The following is a 21,133-nucleotide window of genomic DNA, read 5'->3' on the forward strand; positions in this document are numbered from 1 at the left end:
CCAGCAGGCGTTCGCTGTGCCCGTCGGTGATGGTGTTCGTCTCGCCGGAAGTGGCGATCCCAAAGCCGGGTAATGGACTCTGAACGTAACTCTCAGTCGACGAAGTCGATGTCGTCGCCCATCTCGGGCTGGACGGCCTCGCCCTCCGGCCGGCCGTAGATCTGGGGCGACTGGACGCCGGTGACGACGATCATCGTGCGCATGCTGCCCTCCAGGGTCTCGTCGATCGAGGTTCCCCAGATGATACGAGCGTCGGGATCGATCCGGTCGTAGATCTCCTCGACGACGCCTTCGGCCTCCTCGATGGACATATCGTTGCCACCGGTGACGTTGACGAGCGCGGAGCTCGCACCCGAGATGTCGACGTCGAGCAGCGGCGAGCGGAGCGCGGTCTTCACCGAATCTTCGGCTTTCGCTTCCGAGTCGGACTCGCCGAGACCGATCATGGCGACGCCGCCGCGTTCCATCACCGTGCGAACGTCGGCGAAGTCCAAGTTGACGAGGCCGGGTTTCGTGATGAGTTCGGTGATGCCTTTGACCGAGCGCATCAGGACTTCGTCAGAGACTTTGAACGCCTGGCGAACGGGCAGTTTGCCGACGGAGTCGAGCAGGCGGTCGTTGGGGACGACGATCACCGTATCGGAGACGTCACGAAGCCGTTCTAAGCCCGCCTCGGCGTTCGTCCGCCGGACCTCGCCTTCCGCTGTAAACGGCGTCGTGACGATCGAAATCGTCAGCGCGCCGGCCTCGCGAGCAGCCTTGGCGACCACGGGAGCGGAACCGGTGCCGGTGCCACCACCGAGTCCCGCCGTGACGAACACCATGTCGGAGCCATCGATCGCGTCGTAGATGTCCTGTTGGCTCTCGAGGGCGGCCTCCTCACCCACCTGTGGCAGGGAGCCAGCGCCGCGGCCGCCGGTTTTCTCTTCACCCATCAGGATCTTCGTGTCGGCTTCGATCTCGACTAAGTGCTGGACGTCGGTGTTGGCGGCGACGAGTTTCGCGCCGTGGATGCCCTCCTCGTCCATGCGGTCGATCGTGTTACCGCCCGCACCGCCACAGCCGACGACGGTGATGTCGGTCTGGAGATCCTGAAGAACGTCCGCGAGTTCCTCGTCGGTCATCGTCCCCGATTCTCGGCCGCTCGCTGACTCGTCCGCCGACTGGCCGTCCTCGAGAGCCTCCGCCGGCTCTCCGTCCTCGGCCTCGTCGATGGCGTCGTCGATGAGTGAGTCCATTCTTGAGACCTTCTAAAGGGCGAAGCATAATTACCTTTCCCCTACACGTCAGCCGTGTGTCTGACACATTATTATTCGATTACGTATACAACATATATCTATTCGATATCTCGTCGCAGTCACTTGGTATCTGAACATTACCACCAGGTCTCTGTCAGTTTATAGCTGGAACCGATGCGTTCGATCGACGTGAACGCTCTCGGGCGTGATACGTTCGTCATCGACGGTGACCGCCTCGCCGTTCGCGAGTTTGCCAAACGCAGGTCCCTCCGAAACGCCTGCCTTCCTCGCTAGTTCCGGATCGAACGCCGCCTCCGCCGCGACGACAGTGCCATCCTCGACGGTGACGGAATCGAACGTCGAGGCGAGGACGTCCGCGAGCGCCTCGCCGATGGCGATCCTCGAGTCGGTATCGCCTTGGGGAACCGCCGCGCGAGCCCCGACGCGACTACCGCCGTTTTCGGTCGAGAACGCGACGGTGTGGGACGTGACGATCTCGCGCACCCGGTCGGCGTCGATCCCCTCCGCGACGTCGACGAGGTCGGTCGGCAGATCGATCACCGCGACCGAGGGTGCGATTCGCTCGCCGAATCGAATCCCGTCCTCGACAGTTCCCAGACGGCTCTCGACCGTTTCGACGACCTCGAGGGGCCGGTCGCCGACCTCGCGAAGCCAGGTCTCGCTGACGATCCGGTATCCCAGTTCCTCGATCGTCTCCGCGAGAACGGGTCGGTCGTCGTCGATCACCGCGAGTTGCGTCCCGCTCGCCGCGAAGACGGCCTCGAGGACGTCCGCGTGTGCCGACGGATGGCCCAGTTCCGCGAGCGCCCAGTCGGGGACGACGTGGCCGACGGCCCACGGTGTCTCGCGGACGATTCGCTCGAACCTGGGGGCGTAGTGGTTGCCGCCGAAGCCGACGATCTGCCGGCGGAAAGTCGGGTCACCATCCCCGCCACCCGTCGACCCGGCCCCGATCGGCTCGGCGTGAGGCGAGACACCCCGAAGTTCGAGGATCGCGCGAGCGACTGCCTCCGCGCCGTCGGGGTCGTCCCACTGCTCGTCGTCGCTCCCGAGTTCGGCGAACAGCGACGGACAGCCGACGTCGGTCGGCCCGTGGTGGGTACACTCCATTCCCACGTCGTAGCCGTCGGGCGCGTACTCGTCGAACGCCTCGAGCAAACGGACGAGCGCGTTCGGGCAGGCCTCGGCGACGGCGAAATCGTCGCCGCCGTACTCCGCCGGGCCGACGTTACCAGTAAAGTGTCCCGTCAGGAGCGGGCCGGTGTCGCCGGCGTGACGCGAGGCGAAGACGAGCAGATCGGGTTCGCAGTCGAAGGCCGCAGCGGAGGTCTCGAGTTCGAGATGCAGATCCGCGAACGAGCGGAGTTCGAACCCATCGGTCCAGTAGTACGTTCCGCCGCCATCGGCGTCCGGACGGCCCCCGTCCGTCCGTTCCGTCCAGGACTCGAGGTCACGAAGCCGATCGCAGATGTGCGTCGACGCGCGGTCGGCCCGGCTCTCGACGATCGCGATGTCAGTCATATCCGGTTTCGGTGACCGACCGCGTTAAATCGCCGGATTTCGGACGGGACGGTCCGGCGCAGTTGCCCCGGAGTCGCGAGGCTAGCTGTGTCAGGGTATCAGCAGGTAGACAAAGACACCGTAGCCGGCGACGAGGATCGCGCCGTCGATCCGCGAGAGTCGACGACCGTAGCCCATCATCGCGACGAGAACGAGCGTGAAGACGACCAGGAACGGGAACTCGAATCGGAGCGTTTCGGGGGCGATCGAAATGGGGGTGATGATCGCGACGATGCCGAGGACGGCCAAGACGTTGTAAATGTTCGAGCCGACGACGTTGCCGATCGCGAACGCCGTCTCGCCGCGGACGGCACCGACGACCGACGCCGCGAGTTCGGGAAGCGAGGTACCGAGGGCCAACACGGTGAGTCCGACGAACAACTCGGAGAAACCGAGCGCGAAGAGCAGATCGCTCCCGCCGGCGACGAGCCATCGCGAGCCGACCACGAGCGCGAGTAATCCACCGAGGACAAGCATGACGTCCCGCCCCCGGATTCCCTCGCCGGCATCGGGTTCCTCGGCGATAGGTGCCGGATCCGCACCCACATTGTACACTAGATACGCCGTGAATCCAGCCAGGACGAGCAGAAAGATCACCCCCTCGAGGCGTCCGATCACACCGTCGGCCCCGAGGACGACGAGTAGGAGGGCGGCGAACACCATGAACGGGACGTGTCGTCGCATGACCCGTTCGGTCACCGAGAGCGGTTTGACGAGCGCCGCGACTCCGAGGACGAGTCCGATGTTGGCGACGTTCGAGCCGAGGACGGCACCGAGCCCCAGGTCCGTCGAGACGTCGAGCGCGCCGATCGTCGCGACGAACAGTTCGGGCGCGGTCGTCGCGAACGCGATCACCGTCACGCCGACCGTCGCCGCGCGGAGTCCGATCCCCAGCGCGAGCCGACCGGCCCCGGCGACGAGTAGCTCGGCTCCGGCGTAGAGTGCGACCGCGCCGGCAGCCAGGAAGACGAGGGCGCCGGCCGTCCCGGAGAGCATGGAGGCGTCTACTCGAGAGCGGCCTAAAAGCGGTCCGGAACGTCGTCACTCGGCACGAAACGACCTCGAGAATCGACCGTTCTTCCGTCGTATCTTCACCTTGTGACCAGAAGCACTTAAAGGAACTCGAGTGGTCGGTCGACGGACGCCGCGTCTTCAGCCGAGGTTCGCCTCGAGCACGGACCGCGACTCTCCTTTCCGTCGAGGTGCCCCTTCCGAAAGGCCTAATCGGCCGCTTGCCCGAGTACGGGCAATGAGTCACCAGCTTCCGGACGTGCAGGCGACCTCGCCCGACGTCACCGTCGGTCTGAGTCAGGTCGGCGTCACCGGCGTCGAAAAGCTCGTCAAGATCGCCCGCGAGGACAAGCGCCCGCTCGTCTTTACGGCGGAGTTCGAGGTCTTCGTCGATCTGCCCGCCTGGCGCAAGGGCGCGGACATGAGCCGCAACATGGAGGTCATCGACGAGATCTTAGAGGACGCGACCCGCGAGGAGGCCTACCGCGTCGAAGAGGTCTGTGGCGACGCCGCCGAACGCTTACTCGAGAAACACGACTACACGTCGAAAGCCGAGGTGTCGATGACAGCGGAGTTCATGCGCCGCGAGCAGACGCCGGCGACCGACCGCGAGACCCAACACACCGTCGACATCGTCGCCGCCGCGACGGCGACCGACGAGGGCACCCGCGAGGAAATTGGTGCCGAGGTGACGGGGATGACCGTCTGTCCCTGCTCGCAGGGGATGTCCGCCGCGCGAGCAAAAGAGACGCTCGAGAATCTCGAGGTCGACGAGGAGACGATAACCGAGTTCTTAGAGGAAGTTCCACAGCCGGGTCACTCCCAGCGGGGCCACGCGACGCTAACCGTCGAGGCGGCCGGCGATCCGGACGTCGATTTAAACGACGTGATCGACATCGCCCGCGACGCGATGAGCGCACGCATCTACAACCTCGCGAAACGCCCCGACGAGGATCACATGACCTTCGCGGCACACTCGGACGCGAAGTTCGTCGAGGACTGCGTGCGCTCGATGGCCGAGGGGGTCGTCGACGAGTTCGACCATCTCGCGGACGACGCCGTCATCACGATGAAACAGTCGAACGACGAGTCGATCCACCAGCACAACGCCCACGCCGAGCGCGTCGTCGAGATGGGACGGCTGCGCGAGGAAGTCAACGGCGAGAGTTGATACCGACTTCGCTGGGTCCGTGCCGTCCGATCACAGGCAGGCGATCGACCGACAATCGGTCATCGCAGACACCCTCTCAGTGAGCCTGCTCAAAACGTCAGCGGCTCCGCGTTTTCCCACCGCGGGACGAACTCCTCGCGGACGTTCGCGGCGAACTCCGGATCCTTGAGGTCGATCATCCCGAACGCGTCGCCCGAGGAGAGCGGGTTCGGGACCTGAATGCAGACCTCGATATCGTCGATGAGGTTGAACGAGCCGGTTACGTCGTCGGTCGTCCGAACGTCGAATTCGGCCCGGTTTTGGAGGACCCCCCGGTACCGCTCGCCGACCTTCTCGGAGAGCGACGACACCAAATGCCTGGTCATCAACACGTCGATCGAGACGCCGCGGTCCAGGGCGTCCTCGAGTTCCGCGGTGACGTCCTCGCTGACCGCCTGGATGTCCCGCTCGGGGACCGGATCGGCGGCGACCATCACGATCCGGTCGTCGGCCGCTGCCAGCCGCTCTAACAGGAGATCGGTCGTCTCCTCCGGACCGACCGCGGCCGTCCAGAACTGATCTTCGACCGGCTCGGCCGCGTCGAGTTCACTCGAGAGATCGTCGACGATCGACTCGTACTGGTCGGCCTTCTCCTCGAGTTCGCGTTTCTTGTCCTCGAGCAGACGGTCGAGCGCGGTCTGGGGCTCGACTGCGACGTACTTTTTCGGTCGACTCGCCGTCTGACTCCGGACGAGGTTGTACTGCTCGATGTTGTTCAACACATCGTAGATCCGTCCCATCGGGACGTCGCTCGCACGAGACAACTCCTTGGCCGTTGTGGGGCCGGTCTGTAGTAGCGACCGATACGCCCGCGCTTCGTACTCCGAGAGTCCGAGATCCCTGAGACTGGCCATATCGTGAGAGGAGCCACCGGAGAAATATAAACACTGTGGTAGTTTTGTGCGGCCGTGTGCAACTGCGGTCCAGAGTCGCTATCAGTCGAGAACGTCTCGGACGCGCTCACTCAACTTCTCGGGAGTTTCGACAGCCGCCGACGTGCGTTCGTTCAACTCGACGCGGGCCATCCCCAACTCGAGGTCGTCGGTCGCCGCCGGGACGACGACCTTCTCGTGGTCGGCCATGCGCAACGCCGCCCGGTGGAGGTCAGATCCGGGGCTGTCGCCGACCCGGATCACCAGCGGGCCCTCGAGCAGCCGCGACACCGCCGTCGCATACCGGGCGATCTGGACGCCGAACCGATCGCTCGCGCCGGCGAACGACTCGAGCGTTTCGCGCGCGACGGTCCGGTAGCGATCCTCGCCGGTGAGGACGGCGAGATCGACCAGCGCGTCCGCGAACGCGACGTTCGAGTCGAGCGGTCGCAGCGGGCGCTCGAGCAAACCGACACCCGACGCCGGTCCGTCGAGAAACGAGTCTCCGTCGCGGAGTCGGTCGATCGTCGCGTCCGCGACCGACGTCGCGTCTGCGAACGCGTCCGTCTCGAGGACGCTCCCGGCAGTCGTCAGGGCGGACAGCGCTCGCGCCTGGGTCGCGAGCAGACACGTCGGCTCGGCCGACTCGCCGTCGTCCGCCACGGCCCGGCCGTGGACGTGTCGAACGACGCCGTCGGCGAGGAGTTCAGCCCGGAGCGTCTCGAGTGCGCGCTCGGCGTACCGGCGGGCGCGGTCGTCGTCGGTGTAGGCGTAGTACGTCAGGAGCCCCTCGATCGCGAGCGCGTTCGGGCCGCCGAAGACGCCGTCGTCGATCGGCGGCTCGGGTGCCGTCGCGCGGTCGGTGGCGTCGAGCCCGTGGGCGGCGTCCTCGCAGGGTGCCTGGCTGTTGGCGAAGGCGTCGACGTCGTCGTTCCACAGCGTCGTCGTCAGGAACTCGATCGTTCGCTCTGCGGGCTCGCGATACTCCGTGCCACCGGTGTGGAGATACGCGTTCGCGAACGCGCGGACCAACGCGGCGTTCGAGTCGAGCAGCTTCTCGTAGTGGAGTCCCGACCAGTCGCGCTCGGTCGCGAACCGGTAGAATCCCCCGTCGTACTCGTCGAGGAGGTTCGCGCTCAGCGCGTCGAACGACCGAAGCGCCATCTCTCGATCGCGCTTGAGTGCGAACTCGAGGGCGTCGGGGAGCGGAAACTTCGGGCTCCCGCCCCAGCCGCCGGCGACCTCGTCGTAAGTCTCGGTCAGCTGACCGAGCATTGCAGCTTCGACGTCGGGCGAGAGGTCGCCAGCCGGCGGATCGTCCTCGCGCAGCGACCGCGGGACGCGGGCCGCACCGTCGCCTTTGGTCTGCCACATCGTACGCACGCTATCGAGCACCTGCCGCATGCCGTCGGGGCCGAGATAGCCCGCGCCCGTCAGCACCCGGCCGTCGGGGGCGAGAAAGACAGTCGAGGGGAACCCACCCATGTTGTACCGGTCTCGAACACGGGGTCGGCGGTCGACGTCGACGCGGATCGGAACGAAGCTGTCGTTGACGTTCGCTGCGATGCGTGGCTCCGCGTACGTCTCCGCGTCCATCTCGTGGCAGTGATCGCACCACGTCGCGGTGAGCGAGAGTAACACGGGGACGTCGGCCTCGGCCGCCTCGTCGAACGCCGCTTGGCCCCACTCGCGCCACTCGACGCGTGTCTCGTCGTTCATACCGAATCGTCCGGGCGTCCCAGGCGTAAGCCCTTCGCTCACGGGTCGACAGCGATCACGCCGCCGGTCCGACGGCGGCAACTGAACCTGACTCGAGAGTAAAGGGTTTTGACCCTCGGTCGGCTATACCGGGGCATGCTCCGGTGGATCTTCGCGCTGTTGCTCATCCCGTTTCTGGACGCGGTGATCCTCGCGATCGTCGTGAGCCAGACCGAGGTACTCGGCTGGATCGGGATGGTTCTGCTCGTCGTCCTCACTGGATTGATCGGGATGTTGCTCGTGCGCGCCGAGGGTCGGCGGACCCTTCGCAAGATGCAACGAACGCTCGCCCAGGGCGAGCCGCCGACGAACGAGTTGCTCGACGGCGGGCTCTTGATCGCCTCCGGCGCGTTCTTGCTCACGCCCGGGCTCGTGACCGACCTCATCGGCTTCCTGCTCGTGCTCCCGCTTACCCGAATCCCCATCCGTGCGGGCCTCAAGCGGTTCGTGATCGTCCCCTACGCGGACAAGAAGACCGACGGGCTGGTCAGCGGTACCGTCTGGACCTACGGCTTCCCGGAGGGCGAGGGCGTCGGACAGGCGGGCTCGAGCGCCAGCGCGAACGCCGGCTCGAGTGACACCAACACGTACGACCTCGGCGAGGATGCCTACAGCGTCGACAACGGCAGCGACTCGTATACGATCGACTTCGGCGACGACGCCTCGAGATCATCGGACACGAAAGACGACGATGAGCGCGATCGCCACGCTCGCTAGCGGTTCTCACGGCATCCACGGAAAGAAACGCTTAAACGTACCACCCAGCAACTATTCAGTGCAGAGCGGGCCAATAGCTCAATTAGGTTGAGCGCCACTCTGATAAGGTGGAGGCTCTCGGTTCAAATCCGAGTTGGCCCATATTCTGGTGGCGAGCATATTCGCGAGCCACCGGTATGGAACTCAACTCGGATTTGAGCCCTAGAAGTCACAGCCCGCGAGCGAAGCGAGCAGGAACGTCTTCTTTCGGTTCAAATCCGAGTTGGCCCACTCAGCTTGTGAACGTGGGTCGCCTCCGTCCAGGAATTCCGATTAGGTCAAACGGTTGTCCGAGTGATGATTACCCTCGATACAGTTCCGGAGCGGGAGTAGACTCACCGCTCAAATACCACACACGGCCTGCGATGACTGATTGCCGGTCGACCGTCCGCCGGTCTGCGATCGGCCGGAACCGACGCATCGCGGTCCGTATCAAGATGCGTCGGGCGGCTGGTAGGGTACTCGCTCCGAGAGGCCGTCATCGGTAGCTCTGACCGTGTCGTCGCCCTCGAGAACGTTCGAAGCCGATATGCTTTTTACCGTATGTCCTCCTGTATCCGTGCTGTGAAGGGATCTGTCTTTCTCTGGGATCCGTCGACCAACGAGTGGGTTCGTGGGCTCGTCGAGCCACTTGCCTCCGTGTTTGCCGCACTCACACATCTCGGTGACGGCGCGCTGTTGCTCGTCTTGGGTGTACTCATTTACTGGTTTGGCGCGCTCGAGAGCCGCCGGGACCGAGTGTTCGTGATCGCCGTCGGGGTCGCGGCCCTGGCCCTGTCGGCTGGACTGAAAGGTGTCGTTCAGTTACCCCGTCCGGAATTGGCGTTTGCGCCGGAGGGGTATCCTGGGTATTCGTTCCCGAGTGCCCACGCGATGGGCAGTTCGGCGTTTTACGGGGCGCTAGCGGTGACGGTGGAGTGGAGTACCCGCCTCCGACGCTATCTTCTGGCCGGGAGCGTAATCGTGATCGTCGCGTTTTCACGGGTCGTGATGGGCGTTCACTATCTCGGTGACGTCGTCGTCGGCGTTGCACTCGGGCTCGCGCTGGTTGCCATCGGCGTCTGGACACGCGACGAAGGGCTGTTCGAGCCTGGCCCGATGTTTGCACTCGCGGTCGTCATCGCTGTTGTCGCGGCACTGCTTGGTTCCCGTGTCTTTCTGACGTTGACACTGGGCGCATCGATCGGCGGCTTGGTCGGCTGGCACTACATCGAGGATCGGTCGACCACCCAAAGCGGGGCTGCAGTCTTGGTACTTGGGTCCGTCACCCTCGTCGGTATCGCGGTGCTTCGTCTCGTCTCGATACTGGTTGGGGTTGCAGCCACTGACGGGGCGTTTACGCCAGTGGCTTTCTTCGGGGAAATCGTTGGATACACAGTGCTCACTGCCGCGGTGTTGTTGCTTCCGTGGGTCGCGATTACGATCGAGGATCGACCGCTCGTCAGACGATTGCAGTCACAGCTTCCCTTTAGTAAGCGTACAGTCAACGTCGAGACGACACAACGGAGCGATTAAACCGAGCTCTTGCGCCCACATCTCGAATCGCGCGCGTCGACAGGTGGTATTATCCTCTCTCAGCCAAAGTAGTACAGACCCCGATGCTCGAGACGCTTGTGGACGTGCTGTTTGCCGTTCTCCTGTACGTGGGCTTTCCAGCCCTGTTCGCGGTCTTCGTGTTGAAAGGCGCGTTCGTCGGGAAACCGCTCCCGACATCGGTTATTCTGCCCGGATACGTGTTGGCAATCTCTGCGAACCGCATCGAAACCGCGGGTATCGTTCTCGTTTCGAGTGCCGGCTACGTCATCGGCCAACTGCTCATCTACTATCTCGCACGGCGCGAGGGACTGTCGTCGATCCAGTCGTCATCGCGGATACACATCCCGCCCGACCGGATCGACCAGGCGGAACGGTGGCTCGAGCAGTACGGCGGCATCGGTGTGTTCGTCACGAACTTCGTTCCGTATCTCCGTGGGCTGATCTTCGTCCCAGCAGGGATAGCGCGCTACCCGGTTTCGCCACTCGTGTTCTTTGCGTTCACGTCGACGGTGATCTATCACACGGCCATCGTCGCCGTCGCGGTTGGGGCAGTGCGGACGATATTCTAGTATTCGATCGCCAGTGATGTTCCGTAACCGCCTAATCGGGCGCTCTCCGCACGGACTCGAGACCGCACTGAGAAAGACGAGTGCGTCCCTGATGAAGGCTGCTGGCCTCGAGTACGTCGGAAACCGACGAATCGGACTCTACCGCCGGGTTCGACGACTCGATGTCGGGGGCGTTCGATTTTCTGTCTAGGTAATTCATACGGACAACAGACCGTGTCACACCGTTACGATGGGGGGCCTACCGGTTACGACCGAGTAATCTACGGGATGGACGGAGAGTAACCTGAACGTTAGGAACGCTGCGTGTGTGAGTTGCGTATGGATTTTTCGAGACGAACGACGGCGAATCGACCGATAGGGAGACGATCGCTGGTACGAGCGTGTGGTGTGGTCGGCATCGCCGGCATAGCGGGATGTCTCGGCGACGACGACGACACAAACGGTGGCGAGAACGCCAACGGTGGGACCGACGCGAGCGATCCAGCCGGTGACGAGGGAACTCAAACCGAGGCCGAAAGCGCAGGTGAGGGTGGTGGCGAGTCGATTCGACTCGAGTCCGAAGATGGGTGGACAGATCCCCACGACGGTGTCGAGATACCGGATGATCCGGGGACGGCGATCATGACGGTCGGCGACGAGACGGTGGAGTTGTCCGGGATCGCAAGCGGGGGCGAGCTATCCGAGGGGGACGTCAGTGCGACGGGTGCACAACGGTTCGAGATTCAGGGCACGTTCCGTGGCGGCCAGTACCGTGACTACGGACTCGAGGTCAACGTCACGCGTGTGATCGGTGTCGAGGACACGACGGGGCGGTGGGCGGAGTCCGATTCGTTCGGTTTCACCCGTGACGACGGTATTCGGCTCGGAAACGTCATCTATCGACTGTACGAGGACGGTCGCCTCGCGGACGACGAGATCGCGGGCGAACTCGACGGTCGGCGGTTTACCGACGAGCCGTTCGTTCACATCGACCGGGACGGAATCCTGACGGTCGTCGAGGAGATCGACAGCCACGAAGACGAGTCGTTGAACGGCCGCTTCGAGTTCGGCGCTCGACTTCCGGACGGCTGGAACGAGATGTAGGGAGGGAACGACACCGCGGCGAGAGCTGACCTCGTCGACGTTCCGCCACTCGCTGTGTCGTCGTCACCGACCTGGCGCTCGAGTCGCGTTCCTGTTCGGCCTCCTCGAGCGACGGTCTGTCGGCTGGCGAGGCGGATTCGACCCAGTTGTGGTCGTGATCGAGCGTTCCGTGCTGTACCCGTTCCCGGTTCGTGGATATCGGCGTCGACTACGTAGACGGTAATGTCGGTGGCGAGGGAGACGACATCGTCGACGCCGTCGGGACAGTTCGTGCTCGTTCGTTGGCTTCGGACACCCACTCATATGAATCCTTGTCGCGTGTTACCGGTGACTGGTGACCTCATCCGAGCGATCACCGGCACCGACGACAACGGTCCGTATCAGGACTCGCTTTCGGATCTAGCACTGGTTATCCCGCCGCCCTCGCGGAGACTGGTCCAGCCACGGTGCTGTCCCAACCTGGCCGCTGTCTCGCCCCATCGCGACCGACTGTCGTCGAACTCCGGCCGGCTCGAGTTGCTTCTGAGAATATAGTTTCTGAATCATACACTTACCTCGAGTATAGTGGGTAGGTTACATTGGAGTAATCCTATAGAAGGGGTTCCAGAATTTCGGCAACGGTCAACCGATCGTGTCGGAGCAGTAGCACAGGATGGTAAAATACGGGTCTTTAGCATCTATAACAGAGATATTAGGGAGGATCGAATTCACACCGAGTCGGTTTAGGAATTCCGATCAGTGAGCCGTTGTCGAAGGGGGCGGCGTTTCTATGCTTTGCCCGATCCGCCCATTATTTGGCAGTATGATTACATAGGCTATATTATGTTGGAGTTTGAGTATGTTGGTATGGGAGCTGATCCAGACATGAGGGAAGCACAGCAAACGTTAGAAGAGACGGAGCCATCCCGTGGGTTGACAAACCAGGTTCCGCCGGACGAAGAGGTTCAGTGGGTTGCCAAACAAGACTTACGGACGGCGTGGTTGAGCCTCGTCTTGCACAAATTGAAGACTGTCGCCATCATGTTCATCTTCGGAATCGTCGCCGCAGTCTTCGCGATAGGTGCGTTAGACGGAATTCTCTGGGGATTTCTCGCGTTTCTCGCCGTCGGGATCGTCGCTCCGATCGGGTGGGTCGGCTACAAATACTACTACCTGAAAAATACCATCATCGAATACGCGGCTACGGACCAACAGTTCGTCAAGTACAAGGAGACGCCATCGACGACCAGAAGCGAGAGTCTTCCCGTCAACCGTGCCAAGGACGCCTCCTACAGACAGGACCGGTGGGACAAGTTCCTCGATACCGGAGATATCTACATTCAGGGGATCGGCAGGGCCGGGAGCATGAGGATCAAAAACATCCCCCATTCGGAAGCAGCACACCGGATGATCCAACAACAGATCGCGAACTCGGAGCAAGTCGACGACATGGGCGGGATGCAACAACGCAATGCCCGACAGGGTAACGTGGCCCACTAAACCAGCGACGAGTCGAATGGCGGCGTAATCCGGCATCCCCCTCGTTCAGTCTCCACACACTCTTTCAAAGAAATCAATAGTTACTTAGCGACGAACAATCCTTGTTCGGGTACCATGTCGGTCCTCTCGACAGAAGACGAAGGAAAGTTCCTGATGGACGTCAGGGGCGAACAGATTGGAATCGTCACCGAGATCGATCCGATCGAACAGGTCGCCTACGTCGACCCCGAGCCGAGCCTCACGAACGCCTGGATCCAGAGCCTCGGCCGCGGCAGCGCCGGCGAGGACGACCTCGAGGTTCCGGCCGACAACATCGAGACGATCACCGATTCGGAGGTTCGCGTCGACGCGAATCTCAGTAGCGACGTCGAGCCCGATTCCTGATTCGGACGGCGCTTCGACGCCGACCGAATGTCTTGCCAGCCCGAGGTGAATCGCTCGGGCCGTCGCACCGAGAAGTAAGCGCTTATATGGACGGCGACGACACTGCGAGACGATGATCTCCGGTGTGACCGACTACGGCGTCGACCTTTCGATTCACCCGAGCGACGTCGACGACCTCCTGTCCGTCGAGCCTGCTGACGTCGAGGCGCCGTCGGAACTTACCTTCGCGCGGAACGTGTTCGTCCCGTTGACGACCGCGTGTCGGTACACCTGTACTTACTGTACCTACTTCGACCCGCCGGGACAGGCCTCGTTACTCTCGCTCGAGGAGGTCCGCGAGATCTGTCGCCAGGGTGCCGATGCTGGCTGTACGGAGGCGCTGTTTACCTTCGGTGACGATCCGGACGACCGCTACACCGAAATCTACGCACAACTCGAGGAGTGGGGCCACGACTCGATCCACACCTACCTCCGGGCGGCCTGTGAGGTCGCTCTCGAGGAAGGCTTGCTGCCACACGCGAACCCGGGTGACCAGACGATCGAGCAGATGGAGACGGTCGCGGGCGTCAACGCCAGCATGGGCGTGATGCTCGAGTCGACGGCCGAGGTCGACGCCCACGCGGGTCCGCGTCGGAAGGAGCCGGCTCAGCGGCTGCGGACGATCGAAAACGCGGGGAAGCTCGACGTGGCCTTCACGACGGGCATTCTCGTCGGTATCGGCGAGACGTGGCGCGACCGGGCCGAGAGCCTGCTCGCGATCCGTGAGCTACACGACCGGTACGATCACGTCCAGGAAGTGATCGTCCAGCCGGTGGTGGACAACGAGCGCTGGTCCGGCGGAACCCCCGACACGGAGACGATGCGACGGGTGACGGCGATGGCCCGCGCCGCCTTACCCGAGGAGGTATCGGTACAGGTGCCGCCAAATCTCGCGCCCGCTCGAGAGCTGATCGACTGCGGGGTCGACGACCTCGGTGGAGTCTCACCCGTGACGGACGACCACATCAACCCCGAGTACGCCTGGCCGGCCCTGCGGGAACTCGAGGAGATCGCCGACCACGCAGGCGTGCCACTGGGCGAGCGGCTGCCGGTGTACGAGCGGTTCCTGCCGGCAGATCTGCGAACCGACGGCTTCGAGGGCGTGCCGGCGGACGGGACGGACGATCCGTCGACCGGCGGGGCGAACGACGCGTCGGCCGAGAACTCGAACAGTGGTGAGGAACGCGAGTGGATCTCGCCGACAATCCGGACGGCGCTGACGGCGGACGACGAGGCGGGACGGCGCTATCGGGGCGTCCTCGAGTCGGACGTGTGAGGACGAGACGAAAAACGCCTACATCGGCACGATAGCCGACGTTCTCGACGATTCCGTTCTGACCGCCAGCCCGGTCGACTTCGAGACGTTTGGCACACCCGCCGAAACGTACCGACGATCCCCCGCTCGTCGTGAGCGGTCTCTACTCTCGTTCGAGCGGCTGACTACGACAGTACGATTGGACCGCGAGTGTGGGGACGTGACAATCTTCGAGTACTCGGACGCAGTGCCCGTCTCGAGGCGGGTATCGTTCGTTCGCCGGCCCGAGAAATCGTCGTTAGGGACCAGCGCTATCCCCGTTAGGAACTAACGTCTAGCGTATGAGACTCGCACACGCACAGTCACTCGAGGAGTTCGGTACGCGGTCGCTCGTCGTCCACGGGATCATGGTGATCACGTTCGCAAACGCCGTACTGGCCGGGTTGTTCGTCGGCGGCGAGATCGGGCTCGTCTCGTTCGTCGCCTTGCTCAACCTCACCGCCGGGCTCTGGATCGCTCACTCGATTCACTCGCTCGGGAACGTCGGCCCGGACGCCGAGTACCGGGGAGTGATCAACGAGTTGTTCGAAACGAGCGAGGGACACGAGGATGGGTTCGATACCGGCCGGTTCGGACGCCTGCTCGCGCTGATCGCCGCCGTAACCGCCATCGCGCTCCTGACGTCGGCACAGGTGCTCTCGGGAGCGATTTTCTCGATCGCCGTCGTCGCAGTCGGCGCGGTCGCGGTCGTGACCGCGATCGTCGGCTTCCTCATCGCGCTCGGGGCAGCGTACGACGACGCCGAGCGGGCGACACTCGCCAGCGCTCCTGACGATCGGAACGCGGATAGCCGACCAGTCGCCGATCGGTAACTCGGAAGATTATCAGCAGTTACGCCCGCACTCTGTCGTGAGAGTTGTGCGAGTTCTCGAGCGCGTCTCACTCCCGCTCGCCCGCACCTAACGCCGCTTCGCCGACCTTTTCGTGGCCCTCGATGACTTCTTTTCCGCCCATGTACGGCCGCAGCGCCTCGGGAATCGTGACGGTGCCGTCTTCGTTCTGGTAGTACTCGAGGATCGCCACCATCACCCGGGGGAGCGCGAGGCCGGAGGCGTTCAGGGTGTGCAGGTACTCCGCCGACTCGTGGCGCTCGGGGCGGTATCGGAGCCCGGAGCGTCGGGCCTGGTAATCCTCGAAGTTAGAAGCACTCGAGACCTCGAGCCAGCGTCCGCCTTCCTCGGGGCCGTCCTCGAAGTCGTCGCCCGGTGCCCAGACCTCGATGTCGTAGGTCTTCGCGGAGGCGAAGGTGAGGTCGCCGGTACAGAGTTCGAGGATGCGGTAGGGGAGCCCGAGCCGTCGGAGGACTGCCTCGGCTTCGTCGAGGAGTCCCTCGAGGCGGTCGTAACTCTCCTCGGGTTCGACGAAGTTGACGAGTTCGACCTTGTTGAACTGGTGGACGCGGACGATACCGCGAGTCTCGGTGCCGTGTTCGCCGGCTTCACGACGGAAGTTCGGCGTATAGGCCTGGTGTTTGAGCGGAAGATCGTCTTTCAACAGGATCTCGTTTGCGTACATGTTGGTGACGGGGACCTCCGCAGTGGGACAGAGCCAGAGATCTTCTTCCTCGTAGGAATCGTCGTTGCTGGCACCGAGACGGTAAGCGTCGTCGGCGAACTTTGGCAGCTGACCGGTCCCTCGCATCGACGCGCTCTTGACGGGGATCGGCGGGAAGAGATCGACGTACCCCTGTTCTCGGTGGACATCCATCATGAACTGGACCAGCGCGTGCTCAAGTCGGGCGCCGTCGCCTTTGAGGAAGTAGAAGCCGGATCCGGTGGTCTTGGCGGCGCGTTCCTCGTCGATGACGTCGAGATCTTCGCCGAGTTCGTAGTGGGGGACGACGTCGTCGGGAAGTTCGCGCAGGTCGTCGAACCCCCAGCGTCGGTCTTCGACGTTGTGACGCTCTTCGAGCCCGAGGGGAACGCTCTCGTGGGGGACGTTCGGGACCTCGAGGAGCCGTTCCTGGAGTTCGTCGTGAAGTTCGTCGGCCTCGGCCTCGACGGCCTCGATTTCGTCTTTGAGCTCCCTGGATCGTTCGATCGCCTCCTCTCGCTCGTCGTCTTTTCCCTCGGCGACCAGTTTTCCGATCTGCTGGGTGATCTCGTTGCGATCGTGGCGCAGGTCGTCGCCGCGGGCTTTGAGTTCCCGCCATCGCTCGTCGATCTCGAGAATCTCGTCGAGGTCGACGTCCGCACCCCGATTCTCGAGGGCGTCGCCTACCTCATCGGGATTCTCGCGCAGGTAAGTCCGGTCGAGCATTTGCCGGGGATTCACTGCGCCCAGCCAAAACCGTGTCGGAAGGCGGCGTCTCCGAGGCGTCACGCAATCCCCCCGTCGGGGACGGACCACGCGGGAAACGTTTTTTTCGACGCGGGACGCTGGTTTCGAGTATGGACCCGCTCGAGGGGGAGGCGTCGTCGGTATCGGTCGAGTACGAGCCCGTGAGTGTCAAAGAGATCCTCATCGAGATGAAAGACACTGCGGAGTTGCTGATCGATCTCTCCTATTCGGCGGTGTTACACCGCAACGAGGACCTCGCGAGGGAGGTGCTTCGTCTCGAAGAGCGGATGGACGTCCTCGAACTCAAAGGGCGGATGAGTCTGATGATGGCCGTCCGCAACCCCGGCGACGCCGAACAGCTCGCACCGGTGCTGGGCATCGTCACCGCGGCCGACGACATCAGCGACGCTGCCGGCGACATCGCGAAGATCGTCTTAGAGGAGATGGGACTGCCGGAGGCGATGCGCGCGGCGCTCCCCGAGGCGACCGAGACGCTCGTCCGGGGCGTCGTCGACGTCGATTCGGCACACGCCGGCCGGACGCTCGAGGAGATCGACCTCGAGTCCGAGACCGGCGTCCGCGTCATCGCGCTCCGCCGGGGCGACGACTGGTTGCTCAATCCCGGCCCGGAGACGACTATCGAACCGGAGGATGTCGCGTTCCTCCGCGGCCCGGATCCGGCAATCGAGGGCGTCTACGAGTCGTTGACCGGCGACACCTACGAGTTGCCAGTCGTCGACGCACCAGACGTCGCTGATCTGGAGCGTGCCGTCGACACCATCGTCCACATGAAGAACCTCTCGGAACTCGCGGTCGATCTCGCCTACAGCAGCGTGCTGTTCGATAGCGAGAACTTAGCCGAGGAGGTGAGAAACCTCGAGGTCGAAGTCGACGCCCTCGAGTCGCGATTCGAGGCCTGGACGCTGCGGGCGGCCGCGGACGCCGAGGATCCGATCTCGCTACGCGGGCTGATCCGGCTTGGCAGCAGTACCGAGGTGATCAGCGACGCCGCAGTCGACATCACCGAGGGCGTGCTTCGCGACCTCGACGTTCACCCGGTCGTCCAGCTTGCAGTCCAGGAAAGCGACGAGATCATCACGAGCGTCGAAGTCGAAGCGGGAAGCGAACTCGACGGCACCGCGGTGACCGGCGGCGTCCCCGACGCGGAATCGACTATGTCGGTAATCGCCATCCGCCGGCCGGGCGACGGCTGGCTACTGGTCGGCGACTCGGACGTCGAACTCCAGGCCGGTGACGTCCTCATCTCGAAAGGGACTCGGACGGCCGGCGAGGCGTTCGACGCGCTCTCGGCGGCGTGATCGTCGTCGGTCCCGTTCGGCCGTCGCCACCGGTGCACTCGAGTGAGAGATTTACCGGCTCTCGACTCGACGGTGCGGTCAGAAGCCGGCGAAAACGGTGACCATTCGTGCCGTAGGAGAGACGTAACTCCGGGACGAGCCTCATAGCGATCGGATACTTTTCATCCTCCTTGGAGGGGCCACTGTCATGGATTCGGACGGGCCGTCGGTACTGGTCCTCGACGGCGATTACGATACGTCGCTGGTGATCGCGAGGGAGTTGACCGAGGATCTCGACGCAACGGTGGTTGGAACGGGGACGACGCGACACAGCCGGCTTCTTCGGTCGACGTACTGCGATTACGGCGCGGTCGTCCCGCCGTCGGACGATCCGGCCTACGCCGACGCGGTGGCCGGGGTGATTCGTTCGGCTCGCCCCGACGTGGTCTTGCCGGTCGGCTACGAATCGATGGCGAGCGTCGACGGGATCCGGTCGGCGATCCCCGAGGACGTCTCGCTGTGTCTCCCGCCGTCGGACTCGTTCCGGGCCGCCGTCGACAAGGCGGAGACGCTCCAACAGGGGAGTCAACTCGGGATCGAGACACCGGTCGACTACTCGAGACGCGTCGCAGATCTCGCGGCCGACGGTCGGCCGGACGTCTCGGATCACCTCCCGTTTCCGGTGTTTCTCAAGGCGCGTCGGGAGAACGGCTCGGCGACCACGTCACCCGTTTCCGATCCCGAGGCGTTCTGGGAGAGCTACGACCGGATCGCGGCGGCCGCGCCACGCGGTGACGTTCTCGTCCAGGAGTACGTCGATGGCTCGGATTCGACGTACGGCTGTGGCGTGCTCTGTTTCGACAACGCGGTCGAACTGACGTGCGTTCACGAGGAGGTTCGGTCGGTGCCACGTCACGGCGGGAGCGGAACTCATCTCCGCCTCGAGTCCGAGGAATCGGTCGCTCGAGACGCCACGCGCCTGCTCACGACGATCGGCTGGGACGGCGTCGCCCTCGTCGAGTTCAAGCGCCGCGCCGACGGAACGTTCGTCCTCATGGAGATCAACCCGAAGTTCTGGGCGTCCTACGCACTGGCCAGCCGATTTGGCTACCGGTTCGCCTCGACGATCGTCGCGGATCGTCTCGATCTGGCGGTCGAGACGCCGGTCGGCTCACCGGCCGAGCGCGGCGAGATGGTGTTTCCACTCCGCGAGTTGCAGTTCCAACTCGAGAATCGAGAAGAGGCCTCCCCCGCTGAGTACGCGGCGACCGTCTGCAGGCGAACCGCGGCCTGGGACGTCGACCACCGAGATCTGGGTGCCTGGCTGGTTCCACCGGTGTCGCTTCTGGCGAAGCTTCCGACTATCGACGTTTCGTCCCCGACGAGCGATACTGTATCAACCGTGCGGGACGAACGGAAGGGGGTCGAGGCGTGAGCCGGTTCTCGAGTCTCCCTCGGCTGGGCCGGTCGGCGGATCACGACTCCGGCGGCGAGCGAGTCGATTCCGGGAGTCTGGAGACACTCGAGTCGGACCCGTACTACTGGCTCTGTCGAGACGCGCTCCGCTACGCGAGCGAGCGCGAGTACACCGGCTGGGACTACGCGGACGGGCTCAGCAGCGCCCTCGTTCGGTCGCTTCCGTTCGAACACAGGTACCTGAACCTCGCCGTCCAGGAGACGATCAAGCGCGCGCCAGTCAACCTCCGGCCGCTGTTTCTCGTCGGACAGCGGCGAAACTACAAGGGGGCGGCCCTGTTCGCCCTCGCGAACCTCGAACTCTACGCGCTGACCGGCGAAGCCGAGTACGCCGGCGACGCCGAGGAACTACTCGAGTGGCTGCTCGCCGAGTCGAACGACTGGTGTTCGGGCTTCGGCGGTGGCGGCCACCGCCACCCACTGCAGGACCTCTCGAGTGCGACCGCCTCGACGCCGGGGGAAGTCTCCGGGGTCGTATCGACGACGTACGCCGTTCGGGCGCTCCTGCGAGGGGCCGACGTCCTCGCCGAACCCCGGTACGCCGACGTCGCACGGACCGCCCGCGCGTTCGTCCTCCGTGACCTCGAGTACACCGACATCGACGAGGGCGCGCGGATCAACTACACCGCCTCGCGGGACGGCTCAGCGGGCGGGGGCGAGTCGTATACGTTGAATGCGAACGCGATCGGGGCCCGCCTCTTGCTCGAGTTGGCGGACCGCTTCGACGATCAGCGATCGCTCGAGGCGGCGACGGCGATCCTCGACTACGTCGCGAGCACGCAGACGGCCGTCGGCGGCTGGATGTACACCGATCCGCCCACCGCCTCTCACCTGTCGATGGACAACTTCCACAACGGGTTCATCCTCGAGTCGTTCCTGCGCTACCGTGAGGTGACCGGCGACGACCGCTACGCCGTAACCCTCGAGCGCGGTCTCGAGTTCTACCGCGAGCGGCTGTTCGACGGCCCCGCGCCGCGGTGGGACGAGTCGAGTACCTACCCAAGAGACGTCCACGCGGCCGCACAGGGGATCGTCCTCTTTGCCGAACTGGGCGACCTCGAGTTCGCCCGCCGGATCGTCGACTGGACGCGCGAGGAACTACACGCCGGCGGCGGCCGGTTCTACTACCAGAAACGCCGGTTGTACACGAAGCGCTTTACCCTGATGCGGTGGTGTCAGGGTTGGATGGCGTTTTCGCTCTCGCGGTATCTCCGGCGCCGGTACGAACTCGAGCGGGCGTAGTTCGCC

At 64.0% G+C, this 21,133-nt stretch carries 18 protein-coding genes and 1 tRNA gene; 13 read left to right on the forward strand and 6 right to left on the reverse strand.

Going from position 1 to position 21,133, the window contains the following annotated elements; translation table 11 throughout:
* Positions 1–92 precede the first annotated feature (92 nt).
* The 3 genes from ftsZ to FYC77_RS08645 all read right to left on the reverse strand — a co-directional run bounded on the left by ftsZ (position 93) and on the right by FYC77_RS08645 (position 3,815).
* A complete protein-coding gene (gene ftsZ, locus FYC77_RS08635) occupies positions 93–1,238 on the reverse strand; it encodes a cell division protein FtsZ (protein ID WP_149081104.1) in 1,146 nt (381 codons plus the stop codon).
* 159 nt (positions 1,239–1,397) lie between these two features.
* Positions 1,398–2,780: a D-aminoacyl-tRNA deacylase gene (locus FYC77_RS08640; RefSeq protein ID WP_149081105.1), complete on the reverse strand. Its 1,383-nt coding sequence runs from the start codon at positions 2,778–2,780 to the stop codon at positions 1,398–1,400.
* Positions 2,781–2,870: 90 nt separating this feature from the next.
* Positions 2,871–3,815 (reverse strand): calcium/sodium antiporter, encoded by a 945-nt coding sequence (locus FYC77_RS08645; RefSeq protein WP_149081106.1) that lies wholly within the window; start codon positions 3,813–3,815, stop codon positions 2,871–2,873.
* A 253-nt stretch (positions 3,816–4,068) separates the two neighbouring features.
* Here FYC77_RS08645 and mptA point away from each other — a divergent pair, with 253 nt between their 5' ends.
* Complete coding sequence (gene mptA, locus FYC77_RS08650) at positions 4,069–5,001, forward strand: GTP cyclohydrolase MptA (RefSeq protein ID WP_149081107.1); 933 nt, start codon at positions 4,069–4,071, stop codon at positions 4,999–5,001.
* Between the two features lie 89 nt (positions 5,002–5,090).
* Here mptA and FYC77_RS08655 read toward each other — a convergent pair whose 3' ends face one another.
* Both FYC77_RS08655 and FYC77_RS08660 read right to left on the reverse strand, forming a co-directional pair.
* Positions 5,091–5,894, reverse strand: a complete 804-nt coding sequence (locus FYC77_RS08655; protein ID WP_149081108.1) for a TrmB family transcriptional regulator — start codon at positions 5,892–5,894, stop codon at positions 5,091–5,093.
* A gap of 81 nt (positions 5,895–5,975) precedes the next feature.
* Positions 5,976–7,631, reverse strand: a complete 1,656-nt coding sequence (locus FYC77_RS08660; RefSeq protein WP_149081109.1) for a DUF255 domain-containing protein — start codon at positions 7,629–7,631, stop codon at positions 5,976–5,978.
* A 135-nt stretch (positions 7,632–7,766) separates the two neighbouring features.
* Here FYC77_RS08660 and FYC77_RS08665 point away from each other — a divergent pair, with 135 nt between their 5' ends.
* The 9 genes from FYC77_RS08665 (at position 7,767) to FYC77_RS08705 (ending at position 15,643) form a co-directional block, all read left to right on the forward strand.
* Complete coding sequence (locus tag FYC77_RS08665) at positions 7,767–8,387, forward strand: FxsA family protein (RefSeq protein WP_149081110.1); 621 nt, start codon at positions 7,767–7,769, stop codon at positions 8,385–8,387.
* Between the two features lie 67 nt (positions 8,388–8,454).
* A tRNA-Ile gene (locus FYC77_RS08670) sits at positions 8,455–8,528 on the forward strand.
* 462 nt (positions 8,529–8,990) lie between these two features.
* Positions 8,991–9,941 carry a phosphatase PAP2 family protein gene (locus tag FYC77_RS08675; RefSeq protein WP_238386857.1) on the forward strand — a complete coding sequence of 317 codons (951 nt, stop codon included), beginning with the start codon at positions 8,991–8,993 and terminating at the stop codon, positions 9,939–9,941.
* Between the two features lie 83 nt (positions 9,942–10,024).
* Positions 10,025–10,531, forward strand: coding sequence for a DedA family protein (locus tag FYC77_RS08680; protein WP_149081111.1), 507 nt, complete (start codon positions 10,025–10,027; stop codon positions 10,529–10,531).
* Positions 10,532–10,918: 387 nt separating this feature from the next.
* On the forward strand, positions 10,919–11,614 hold the full coding sequence (locus tag FYC77_RS08685) for a hypothetical protein (protein ID WP_149081112.1): 696 nt from the start codon (positions 10,919–10,921) through the stop codon (positions 11,612–11,614).
* Positions 11,615–12,460: 846 nt separating this feature from the next.
* Positions 12,461–13,093, forward strand: a complete 633-nt coding sequence (locus tag FYC77_RS08690; RefSeq protein WP_149081113.1) for a YdbT family protein — start codon at positions 12,461–12,463, stop codon at positions 13,091–13,093.
* A gap of 114 nt (positions 13,094–13,207) precedes the next feature.
* The gene (locus FYC77_RS08695; RefSeq protein WP_149081114.1) at positions 13,208–13,477 is read left to right on the forward strand and encodes a hypothetical protein; all 270 of its coding nucleotides are present in this window, start codon (positions 13,208–13,210) and stop codon (positions 13,475–13,477) included.
* A 112-nt stretch (positions 13,478–13,589) separates the two neighbouring features.
* A complete protein-coding gene (cofG, locus tag FYC77_RS08700; RefSeq protein WP_149081115.1) occupies positions 13,590–14,792 on the forward strand; it encodes a 7,8-didemethyl-8-hydroxy-5-deazariboflavin synthase subunit CofG in 1,203 nt (400 codons plus the stop codon).
* A 320-nt stretch (positions 14,793–15,112) separates the two neighbouring features.
* Positions 15,113–15,643 carry a hypothetical protein gene (locus FYC77_RS08705; protein ID WP_149081116.1) on the forward strand — a complete coding sequence of 177 codons (531 nt, stop codon included), beginning with the start codon at positions 15,113–15,115 and terminating at the stop codon, positions 15,641–15,643.
* Between the two features lie 67 nt (positions 15,644–15,710).
* Here FYC77_RS08705 and serS read toward each other — a convergent pair whose 3' ends face one another.
* On the reverse strand, positions 15,711–17,090 hold the full coding sequence (gene serS / locus FYC77_RS08710; RefSeq protein WP_149081117.1) for a serine--tRNA ligase: 1,380 nt from the start codon (positions 17,088–17,090) through the stop codon (positions 15,711–15,713).
* A gap of 131 nt (positions 17,091–17,221) precedes the next feature.
* On the opposite strand from serS, the gene FYC77_RS08715 reads away from it, so the two are divergent.
* The 3 genes from FYC77_RS08715 to FYC77_RS08725 all read left to right on the forward strand — a co-directional run bounded on the left by FYC77_RS08715 (position 17,222) and on the right by FYC77_RS08725 (position 21,127).
* Positions 17,222–18,430, forward strand: coding sequence for a potassium channel family protein (locus FYC77_RS08715; protein WP_149081118.1), 1,209 nt, complete (start codon positions 17,222–17,224; stop codon positions 18,428–18,430).
* 187 nt (positions 18,431–18,617) lie between these two features.
* Positions 18,618–19,844 carry an ATP-grasp domain-containing protein gene (locus FYC77_RS08720; RefSeq protein ID WP_202911797.1) on the forward strand — a complete coding sequence of 409 codons (1,227 nt, stop codon included), beginning with the start codon at positions 18,618–18,620 and terminating at the stop codon, positions 19,842–19,844.
* Positions 19,841–21,127 carry a glycoside hydrolase family protein gene (locus tag FYC77_RS08725; RefSeq protein WP_202911798.1) on the forward strand — a complete coding sequence of 429 codons (1,287 nt, stop codon included), beginning with the start codon at positions 19,841–19,843 and terminating at the stop codon, positions 21,125–21,127. The genes FYC77_RS08720 and FYC77_RS08725 overlap by 4 nt, the downstream gene beginning before the upstream one ends.
* Positions 21,128–21,133 lie beyond the last annotated feature (6 nt).

Source organism: Natrialba swarupiae (assembly GCF_008245225.1).
Lineage (GTDB): Archaea > Halobacteriota > Halobacteria > Halobacteriales > Natrialbaceae > Natrarchaeobius > Natrarchaeobius swarupiae.

What these genes read in the sequence shown, in the direction of transcription:
- mptA (WP_149081107.1), top strand. Translation starts at nt 4,069, where the DNA reads ATGAGTCACCAGCTTCCGGACGTGCAGGCGACCTCGCCCGACGTCACC.
- FYC77_RS08695 (WP_149081114.1), top strand. Translation starts at nt 13,208, where the DNA reads ATGTCGGTCCTCTCGACAGAAGACGAAGGAAAGTTCCTGATGGACGTC.
- serS (WP_149081117.1), bottom strand. Translation starts at nt 17,090, where the DNA reads ATGCTCGACCGGACTTACCTGCGCGAGAATCCCGATGAGGTAGGCGAC.
- FYC77_RS08705 (WP_149081116.1), top strand. Translation starts at nt 15,113, where the DNA reads ATGAGACTCGCACACGCACAGTCACTCGAGGAGTTCGGTACGCGGTCG.
- ftsZ (WP_149081104.1), bottom strand. Translation starts at nt 1,238, where the DNA reads ATGGACTCACTCATCGACGACGCCATCGACGAGGCCGAGGACGGAGAG.
- FYC77_RS08690 (WP_149081113.1), top strand. Translation starts at nt 12,461, where the DNA reads ATGGGAGCTGATCCAGACATGAGGGAAGCACAGCAAACGTTAGAAGAG.
- FYC77_RS08655 (WP_149081108.1), bottom strand. Translation starts at nt 5,894, where the DNA reads ATGGCCAGTCTCAGGGATCTCGGACTCTCGGAGTACGAAGCGCGGGCG.
- FYC77_RS08665 (WP_149081110.1), top strand. Translation starts at nt 7,767, where the DNA reads ATGCTCCGGTGGATCTTCGCGCTGTTGCTCATCCCGTTTCTGGACGCG.
- cofG (WP_149081115.1), top strand. Translation starts at nt 13,590, where the DNA reads ATGATCTCCGGTGTGACCGACTACGGCGTCGACCTTTCGATTCACCCG.
- FYC77_RS08640 (WP_149081105.1), bottom strand. Translation starts at nt 2,780, where the DNA reads ATGACTGACATCGCGATCGTCGAGAGCCGGGCCGACCGCGCGTCGACG.
- FYC77_RS08680 (WP_149081111.1), top strand. Translation starts at nt 10,025, where the DNA reads ATGCTCGAGACGCTTGTGGACGTGCTGTTTGCCGTTCTCCTGTACGTG.
- FYC77_RS08660 (WP_149081109.1), bottom strand. Translation starts at nt 7,631, where the DNA reads ATGAACGACGAGACACGCGTCGAGTGGCGCGAGTGGGGCCAAGCGGCG.
- FYC77_RS08720 (WP_202911797.1), top strand. Translation starts at nt 18,618, where the DNA reads ATGGATTCGGACGGGCCGTCGGTACTGGTCCTCGACGGCGATTACGAT.
- FYC77_RS08645 (WP_149081106.1), bottom strand. Translation starts at nt 3,815, where the DNA reads ATGCTCTCCGGGACGGCCGGCGCCCTCGTCTTCCTGGCTGCCGGCGCG.
- FYC77_RS08715 (WP_149081118.1), top strand. Translation starts at nt 17,222, where the DNA reads ATGGACCCGCTCGAGGGGGAGGCGTCGTCGGTATCGGTCGAGTACGAG.